General features: G+C 60.5%; 6 protein-coding genes, 1 tRNA gene, 2 rRNA genes and 1 pseudogene. 7 read left to right on the top strand and 3 right to left on the bottom strand.

Going from position 1 to position 7,256, the window contains the following annotated elements:
• From AQY21_RS00465 to AQY21_RS00455, 3 genes are all read left to right on the top strand, one after another.
• A 23S ribosomal RNA gene (locus tag AQY21_RS00465) occupies positions 1–348 on the top strand; the annotation flags it as partial.
• Positions 349–466: 118 nt separating this feature from the next.
• Positions 467–581: ribosomal RNA gene (rrf, locus tag AQY21_RS00460) — 5S ribosomal RNA — on the top strand.
• 57 nt (positions 582–638) lie between these two features.
• Positions 639–715: transfer RNA gene (locus tag AQY21_RS00455), tRNA-Met, on the top strand.
• Here the strand turns inward: AQY21_RS00455 and AQY21_RS27140 are convergent.
• Both AQY21_RS27140 and AQY21_RS00440 read right to left on the bottom strand, forming a co-directional pair.
• Positions 672–2,408 carry a recombinase family protein gene (locus tag AQY21_RS27140; protein ID WP_082657852.1) on the bottom strand — a complete coding sequence of 579 codons (1,737 nt, stop codon included), beginning with the start codon at positions 2,406–2,408 and terminating at the stop codon, positions 672–674. The two genes, AQY21_RS00455 and AQY21_RS27140, sit on opposite strands and share 44 nt — an antisense overlap.
• A 15-nt stretch (positions 2,409–2,423) precedes the next feature.
• Positions 2,424–2,573 (bottom strand): hypothetical protein, encoded by a 150-nt coding sequence (locus AQY21_RS00440; RefSeq protein ID WP_203416304.1) that lies wholly within the window; start codon positions 2,571–2,573, stop codon positions 2,424–2,426.
• Positions 2,574–2,989: 416 nt separating this feature from the next.
• Between AQY21_RS00440 and AQY21_RS00435 the strand changes: the two genes are divergently transcribed.
• Together AQY21_RS00435 and AQY21_RS00430 are read left to right on the top strand one after the other, a co-directional pair.
• Positions 2,990–4,108: an SIR2 family protein gene (locus AQY21_RS00435; RefSeq protein ID WP_203416302.1), complete on the top strand. Its 1,119-nt coding sequence runs from the start codon at positions 2,990–2,992 to the stop codon at positions 4,106–4,108.
• Positions 4,105–5,847: an ATP-binding protein gene (locus tag AQY21_RS00430; RefSeq protein WP_058095942.1), complete on the top strand. Its 1,743-nt coding sequence runs from the start codon at positions 4,105–4,107 to the stop codon at positions 5,845–5,847. Before AQY21_RS00435 ends, AQY21_RS00430 begins: the two co-directional genes overlap by 4 nt.
• Before the next feature lie 158 nt (positions 5,848–6,005).
• On the opposite strand, the gene AQY21_RS00425 is transcribed toward AQY21_RS00430, so the two are convergent.
• Entirely contained in the window at positions 6,006–6,680 is a 675-nt protein-coding gene (locus tag AQY21_RS00425) for a metalloregulator ArsR/SmtB family transcription factor (protein WP_203416306.1), read from the bottom strand.
• A gap of 71 nt (positions 6,681–6,751) precedes the next feature.
• Between AQY21_RS00425 and AQY21_RS00420 the strand changes: the two genes are divergently transcribed.
• A complete protein-coding gene (locus AQY21_RS00420; protein WP_058095941.1) occupies positions 6,752–6,931 on the top strand; it encodes a DsrE family protein in 180 nt (59 codons plus the stop codon).
• Positions 6,931–7,256 (top strand): annotated as a pseudogene (locus AQY21_RS00415) (MFS transporter); the annotation flags it as partial. The gene AQY21_RS00420 and the pseudogene AQY21_RS00415, both read left to right, overlap by 1 nt.

Here is a 7,256-nt window from a genome sequence, read left to right as displayed (position 1 = left end):
CAAGGGTATGGCTGTTCGCCATTTAAAGAGGTACGTGAGCTGGGTTTAGAACGTCGTGAGACAGTTCGGTCCCTATCTGCCGTGGGTGTAGGATACTTGAGAGGAGTTGCCCCTAGTACGAGAGGACCGGGGTGAACGTTCCACTGGTGGACCAGTTGTCCTGCCAAGGGCAGTGCTGGGTAGCTATGAACGGACAGGATAAACGCTGAAGGCATCTAAGCGTGAAGCCCCCCTCAAAACAAGGTATCCCTTGAGAGCCGTGGAAGACCACCACGTCGATAGGCCGGAGATGTAAGCGCAGCAATGCGTTCAGTTGACCGGTACTAATCGCTCGATTGGCTTGATTTGATCCGGAAGAAGACAGACCAGCCGCAAGCCGGCCCGTCGCTTCCAAAAGCATCCTTGGACAATGTCTTTCCAGCTCCCAAAAATGAGCCGGAAAACGCCGATCTCGCTCCTTTTCCGGTCTGGTGGCTTTAGCACGAGCAAAACACCCGATCCCATCCCGAACTCGGCCGTTAAGTGCCGTCGCGCCAATGGTACTGCGTCAAAAGACGTGGGAGAGTAGGTCACCGCCAGACCTGAAAAGAAGCGAGCCAGATCTCTCTAAACGAGAAAAACGACAGAGAAAGCCCTGCCGCGGGGTAGAGCAGCCCGGTAGCTCGTCAGGCTCATAACCTGAAGGCCGCAGGTTCAAATCCTGCCCCCGCAACCAACGATAATTGCGAAACCTCCGTAGCATTAAGCGCGGAGGTTTTTTGCTGTCCGCGCGCGGGCTTCCGCGATACCGCCATCTGACCCAGAAGATTGTCCAGCGCCTCGGCTTCCGACAGGAAATCGGGGTTCTTTCGGCCCGCGGCGAAGCGCAGGATGGCGCCGAGATCGCCGCGCAGCACGATGGCCAGTTCGCCGTCCGCCGGCACCAGCGTCACCTGATCGACCAGCGAGCGCAGGATCTCCGCCGCCTGCGCGCGACTGTCCTCGTGCCGCAGGTTCTCGGAAAGCTCGGCGATGCGTTGGGCATAGAGCGCCGCCATGTTCGGATGCAGCAGGGGCGGCGGCTCGTCGGCATTGGCCAGCTTCTCCGTCAGCTCGGCCTTGCGGGTTTCCAGCCGCTTCATGTCGTCGACGATGGCCTGGATCGGGCCGCCGGCCTTCAGCGCGGCCAGCAGCTTCGACAGTTCCCGGTCGATACGGGGAAGCTCGTCGCGCATGGCAATCAGATCGGCGCCGCGCTCCATCCGCAGCCGGTTCACCTCTTTGGTGAACTCGGTGCAGAACTCCTTGAACAGCTCCGGCTCCATCAGGTGTTTTTTGAGCCCGTTGAGGATCGAGGCCTCGAGTGCGTCGCGACGGATATTGACCCGGTTGTCGCAGGTGCCCTTGTTGCGCGCCGTCGAGCAGCCCAGAAGATCCTTCGAGATCATCGAGTAGCCGCCGCCGCAGCAGCCGCATTTGACTAGGCCGGCGAAGAGGTGCTTCGGGCGCCGTCGGTCGTTCAGCGGATTGCCCTTTGGCCGGCTGCGGGTCGAGAACGCCAGTTCGCCTTGCCGGGCCTTCACGGCGTCCCAGAGGTTTTGGTCGACGATGCGTAGGTCCGGGACTTCTTGTGTCACCCATTCGCATTCCGGATTGAGCCGAGAGACCCGCCTGCCGGTGTCGGGATCCTTGACGTAGCGCAGCCGGTTCCAGACGAGGCGGCCGACATAGAGCTCGTTGTTGAGGATGCCGGTACCGCGTTCGCGGTTGCCGTGGATCGTCGACGGCCCCCATTCCCGGCCCATCGGGCCGGGCACGCCCTCGCGGTTCAGCGTCATGGCGATGGCGCGCGAGGAGAGGCCGCTGTCGTAATCGGCGAAGATTCGGCGGATGACGGCGGCCTGCGCTTCGTTGATCGTGCGGTCGCCGCGGATCGGCTCGCCATGGGCATCGAAGCGCTTCACCACGTCGTAGCCGTAGGAGTTGCCGCCGCCGGACTTGCCGTCCTCGACCCGGCCGCGCAGGCCCCGGCGGGTCTTGTCGGCCAGGTCCTTGATGAACAGCGCATTCATCGTGCCCTTCAGCCCGACGTGAAGCTCGCTGATCTCGCCCTCCGACAGCGTGAACATTTTTACGTCGGCATAGCGCATGCGCTTGTAGATCCCGGCGATGTCCTCCTGGTCGCGGCTGATCCGGTCCAGCGCCTCGGCCAGCACCATGTCGAAGCGGCCGCGCGCGGAATCCATGACCAGGGCTTGGAGGCCGGGACGCTGGATCATGCTGGAGCCGGAGATGGAATGGTCGGAATATTCCTCGACCACTTGCCAGCCCTCCTTCTCGGCCCGTAGCCGGCACATGCGGAACTGGTCGGCGATCGAGGCCTCGCGCTGCAGGTCCGAGGAATAACGGGCGTAGATCGCGACCTTCATCTGCGGGCCTCCTGGTCAGTCGGGATATTGGTTGCGCCCCTCGCGCTCCTCGGCTTCGACGAAATCCCGCGCCGCGCGCCGGGCCAGCAGGCGGACCAGTTCGACAAGGCGTGGATCTGAAGAGGGCAGGGGTGCGGCGGACTTCCGGGCCGGTTCTGCGACCACTCGAAGCTGTTCCGCCGTTGTCCCCCTTTGCCGTGCCATCGTCCCGTTCCGATCCTCGCGCGGCAGGATCCGCGCAGGCACCAGCGTGACGCAGGGAGGGGCGGAATCACAGGCGGGTTCGGGCGCATCGCATCAAGCCTCGGCGCAGCACAGCGTAAACCGGCGCTGCCGCGCCTGCTGCAGGGGGCGCTGCGCGGCGGCACCTTCGTAGGGTGGCGTAAAAATACTGGAAAGTCGCGGGATATCTCGTCGTAGGACACACCGTCGGCGGGGTTCCGCAGCTCAAGAGCCAAATGCCGCGGAAGGTCTTCATAGGAGCAGTGAACGGAAGTTGGCTGCGACATGACGAGTGGCCGGTTTTGAGTTGCGTCTTGGTCGGCGGAATCTAATTAGTAGTACGAGGGGCAGGCCAGCGCATGCGCACAGCGCACTTGCCGGTCTCCAGCGGCACAATGTATTCCGTATTTGAGGCCGGTGTTGGGGCAAAAGGGCGGGGCGTGGAACTAGGTGCGTTAAAAAAGCAGCTTCAAGAACACCTTGGCGATGGCCTCGTTCTAGTGGTCGGTTCTGGACTGTCCTGTGCGGAGGGCGTTCCCGGTATGGCTGCGCTCGGGCACCATCTCGTGACCCACATACCGGCTAGCCTGTCCTTGGAAGACACGAAGCTCTGGGAGGACATACACCCCCTGATCGAGACCGATGGTCTTGAAGCCGCGCTGCTGAAACATGCACCCACAGCATCCCTTGAGGCTGCCATCGTGCAGAGTACTGGCGACTTCATTGCCACCTTCGAGGCAAGTATTATCGCGGAAGTTTTCAACAAAACGAGGATGCTTCGGCTGACCAAGCTTATTCCGCATCTGCTGAAGCCGAGTACCGGTATTCCAATCGTGACGACGAACTATGATCGCCTCGCTGAACTGGCCTGCGAGGAAGCCGGTCTGGGCGTAGATACTATGTTTTGTGGCCATTTCGCTGCTCGGCTCGATCCCGAAGATAGCTATTGGAGCTTCTGCCGGCACGTGAAGTTGGTGGGCAAGAACGTGCGATACAAATTTGCTTCAAAGGCCAATGTTTTCAAGCCTCATGGTAGCCTAGACTGGTACCATCGTGAGGGAAACCCGGTCCGCTATTCCGGAGCACTGCCCTTACCCCGGCTGATCATCACGCCGGGGCTGAACAAGTTTCGCAGCGGCTATGAGAGCCCGTTCGACAAGCATCGTGAAAAAGGGAACGACGCTATCGACAAAGCGCGCCGTTTCCTCATCATCGGCTACGGGTTCAACGATGATCACTTGGAGACCCACCTTACACCACGCATCAAATCGGGCGTGAGGACGGTAATCCTGACCTATGCGCTATCCCCCAAGGCGCGGGAAATAGCGATCGAAAATAAGAACGTGATAGCGGCGGAATTCCACGAAGACAACGGAACCGTCGGCGCCCGTTTCATCATTGATGGTACGGAAAAATTCTACCCAGGTATCGACTACTGGGATCTTGATGGATTCGTGAAGGGAGTTCTATCGCAATGACCGGTCCGGCGCTTGAATTCACAGAGAACGACCAAATCGGACGCGTGGCCGGTGTCGACACCAGTCGCGTCGCCATAGATGTCACAAATTCCGAAATGCTGACACGCGTTGGGATCGGCCAACTCATTGCGATTAAAGGTGCAACACAGGCGGAATTCCTGATCGGAATGACCGATCGGGTCACCCGCTCACTTCGAGAAGAGCTTCCTGATCCCGAAGATGGGGAGCTTGGCGCCCTAACGGTGTCTCCTGCCGATCACATGCAGGCCTTCGTGATTGGCACCTATCGAACTGTCGATGGCGACAAGACCGACACTTTCAAGCGCGGCGCGGATAGCTTCCCACAGATCGATCGGGATTGTTTCGTCATCGAAGGCGGCAATCTTCAGCGGTTCATGGGGATCCTGGGCGCCGGATTCTCCGACAATGAGCGATTGAAACTGGGTACATTTGTCGCCGATCGGAGCGCTGAAGCAATTGCAAGTGGCGACCGCTTCTTCCAGCGCCATGCCGCAATTCTCGGCAGCACCGGTTCTGGCAAGAGCTGGGCAGTCGCTCTCATCCTTGAGCGCGCCGCCAAGCTGAAGTTCCCCAACATCGTCGTTTTCGACATGCACGGGGAGTACGAACCCCTTGCAGACAAGAGTAAAGACGGCTTCGCGCAGCGCTTCCGCATCGCTGGCCCCGGTGACCTTGCAGTTCCCAAAGACGACGTTCTGTTCCTGCCTTACTGGCTCCTCAACCGCGATGAGATGCTATCGATGATCTTAGATCGAAGCGATCAGAACGCTCCAAATCAGGCGTCGCGCTTTACACTTCACGTCCGCGATCTTAAAGGCGCAACTCTAGATGCATCGGGAAAAATGAAGGTCAAAGAGACCTTTACAGTCGATTCACCTATCCCCTATGCGGTCAAGGATCTAGTTGCGCGCTTGAGGACAGACAACATCACAAAGGGCGTCGGAAAAACAGGGCCCGTGAAGGGTGAATGGGAAGATAAGCTTACTCGCTTCATCTCCCGTCTGGAAGCGAAGCTCGATGATCGCAGATACGGGTTCATGTTCTCGCCGCCCGCTGAGGCGCTCGATTATGGATGGCTAGCGAAGCAAATCGTTAAACTGCTCCGTGCAGACACCGGCAATGGTATCAAGATCATCGACTTCTCTGAGGTTCCTGCCGATGTCCTCCCAGTCGTTACCGGCACGCTTGCCCGCCTGCTCTACGATGTCCAATTCTGGATGAACGCGGAATCGCGCACGCCTATCACACTGCTGTGCGACGAGGCGCACCTCTATCTTCCGGTGAAAGACGATGCCGATGCCGTGCAGCGGCAGGCGCTTTGGTCTTTTGAGCGCATCGCCAAGGAAGGCCGGAAGTACGGCTTTTCTTTGCTGGTGGTGAGCCAACGTCCTTCCGACGTTAGCCGCACGATCCTTTCACAGTGCAACAACTTCCTTGCTCTTAGGCTGACAAACGATAGCGATCAGAACGTTATAAAACGGCTGATGCCGGACTCTCTCGTCGGTTTGACGGCAATGCTCCCATTACTCGATACTGGCGAGGCTCTCTTGCTTGGCGATGCTGTCCTGCTTCCTACTCGGATCAGGCTCGATCAGCCTCAAGTGAAGCCCGACAGTGCCACACGAGACTTTTGGAAGGAATGGGGCACACTGCAACCTGATGAAAAGTTGCTTGAAGCAGCGGTCGAGTGCCTGCGCAGTCAAGCGCGGTTGAGCTAAGGCGCTTCGCAAATAACTGTCGACAAACTCCCAACGGCAGCCGCCCGAGACGAACTCAACATAATGTCCGTTTCCGGGCGCTCAGGAATTGGCCTTTCATGACCGAGATGGAGGCACGACGATGATAGCGCTCAATGGCAGTCGATGGGCTGGTCACTCTACCCCGCCACTTCGACCGCCATCCCGGCTGCCTGCCACTCCGGCAGGCCGTCTTCCAGGCGTCGGGCGCTGAACCCGCGCCTGCGAAGCTCGGCGACGGCTTCGAAGGACATCACGCACCAGGGGCCACGGCAATAGGCGACGATTTCGCAGTCGGTCCGGAGATCCGGCAGCCTGCTCTCAAGTTCAGAAAGCGGGACGTTGACCGCGCCGGGCAGATGCCCGAGTGCGAACTCGTCGGCCGGACGCACGTCGATGACCGTGACGAGGCCGTCCTTCATCCGTGCCGCCAGTTCCTCGCGCGAGACCGGTTCCATGTCGTCGTGACGGTCGAACCAGCCGCGCACCACGCGCTCCACCTCGGCCGAATGGCGCTCTGCGACCAGGCGGATCGCAGCGAAGGCGGCCAGCACGCTGTCGTCGGCAAGGCGGTAGGTGACGAACTTGCCGCTGCGCTCGGCCGTCACCAGGCCGGCCCGGCGCAGGGCCTGAAGGTGCTGCGAGACATTGGCGATCGGCAGACCGAGCTTGCCCGCCAGCGCATCGACGCTGCGCGGTCCCTGCGCCAGGTGCTCGATCAATTCCAGCCGCTGCGGGTTGCCGAGCGCCTTCGCCACGGCAGCGAACTGCTCGTAAAGCGCCTGCTTGGGGTTGCCGATTGACAGAGTGGCCATGATCACGTTAGTTCATTCAACATAATTATTGAACGTATGATAGCACACCGCCTCTGGGAGGAGCAACGCCCGTGAACAGGCTCATCATTCTCAACGATCCTCCCTTTGGCTCCGAGCGCAGCCACAACGCCTTGCGGCTGGCCCGTGCGCTCGCGAAGGCTGACCTGAAAAACATGGTCACGGTGTTCTTGGCGGCCGATGCCGCGCTGGCAGCCAAGACCATTGCCGGCGACAAGGTGATAGTGTTCTGATGTCGCGCGCATCCATGTACAGGCAGGTGTTCCTGCTCGCCAGCGCGCAGGCGTTGTTCCAGACGGCGTCGGTGATGGTGATGACAGTGGGCGGGCTGGCCGGCGGCCATATCGCCGCTCGGCCCGAACTCGCCACCATGCCGATCGCGGCGATGTTTCTGGGCACTGCGGCCGCGACTTTCCCGGCCTCGATCTGGATGAGCCGTGTCGGCAGGCGGGCGGGCTTCGTGCTGGGTGCGCTGCTTGGCGTGGCGGGCGGCATCGCGGGTGCTGCCGGCATCTGGGCCGGCTCGCTGCTGCTGCTCTCCCTCGGCACATTCCTTGT

The sequence above is a fragment of the Paracoccus sp. MKU1 genome (assembly GCF_001447385.1).
GTDB lineage: Bacteria > Pseudomonadota > Alphaproteobacteria > Rhodobacterales > Rhodobacteraceae > Paracoccus.
This window is presented reverse-complemented; position numbering and strand designations above follow the sequence as displayed.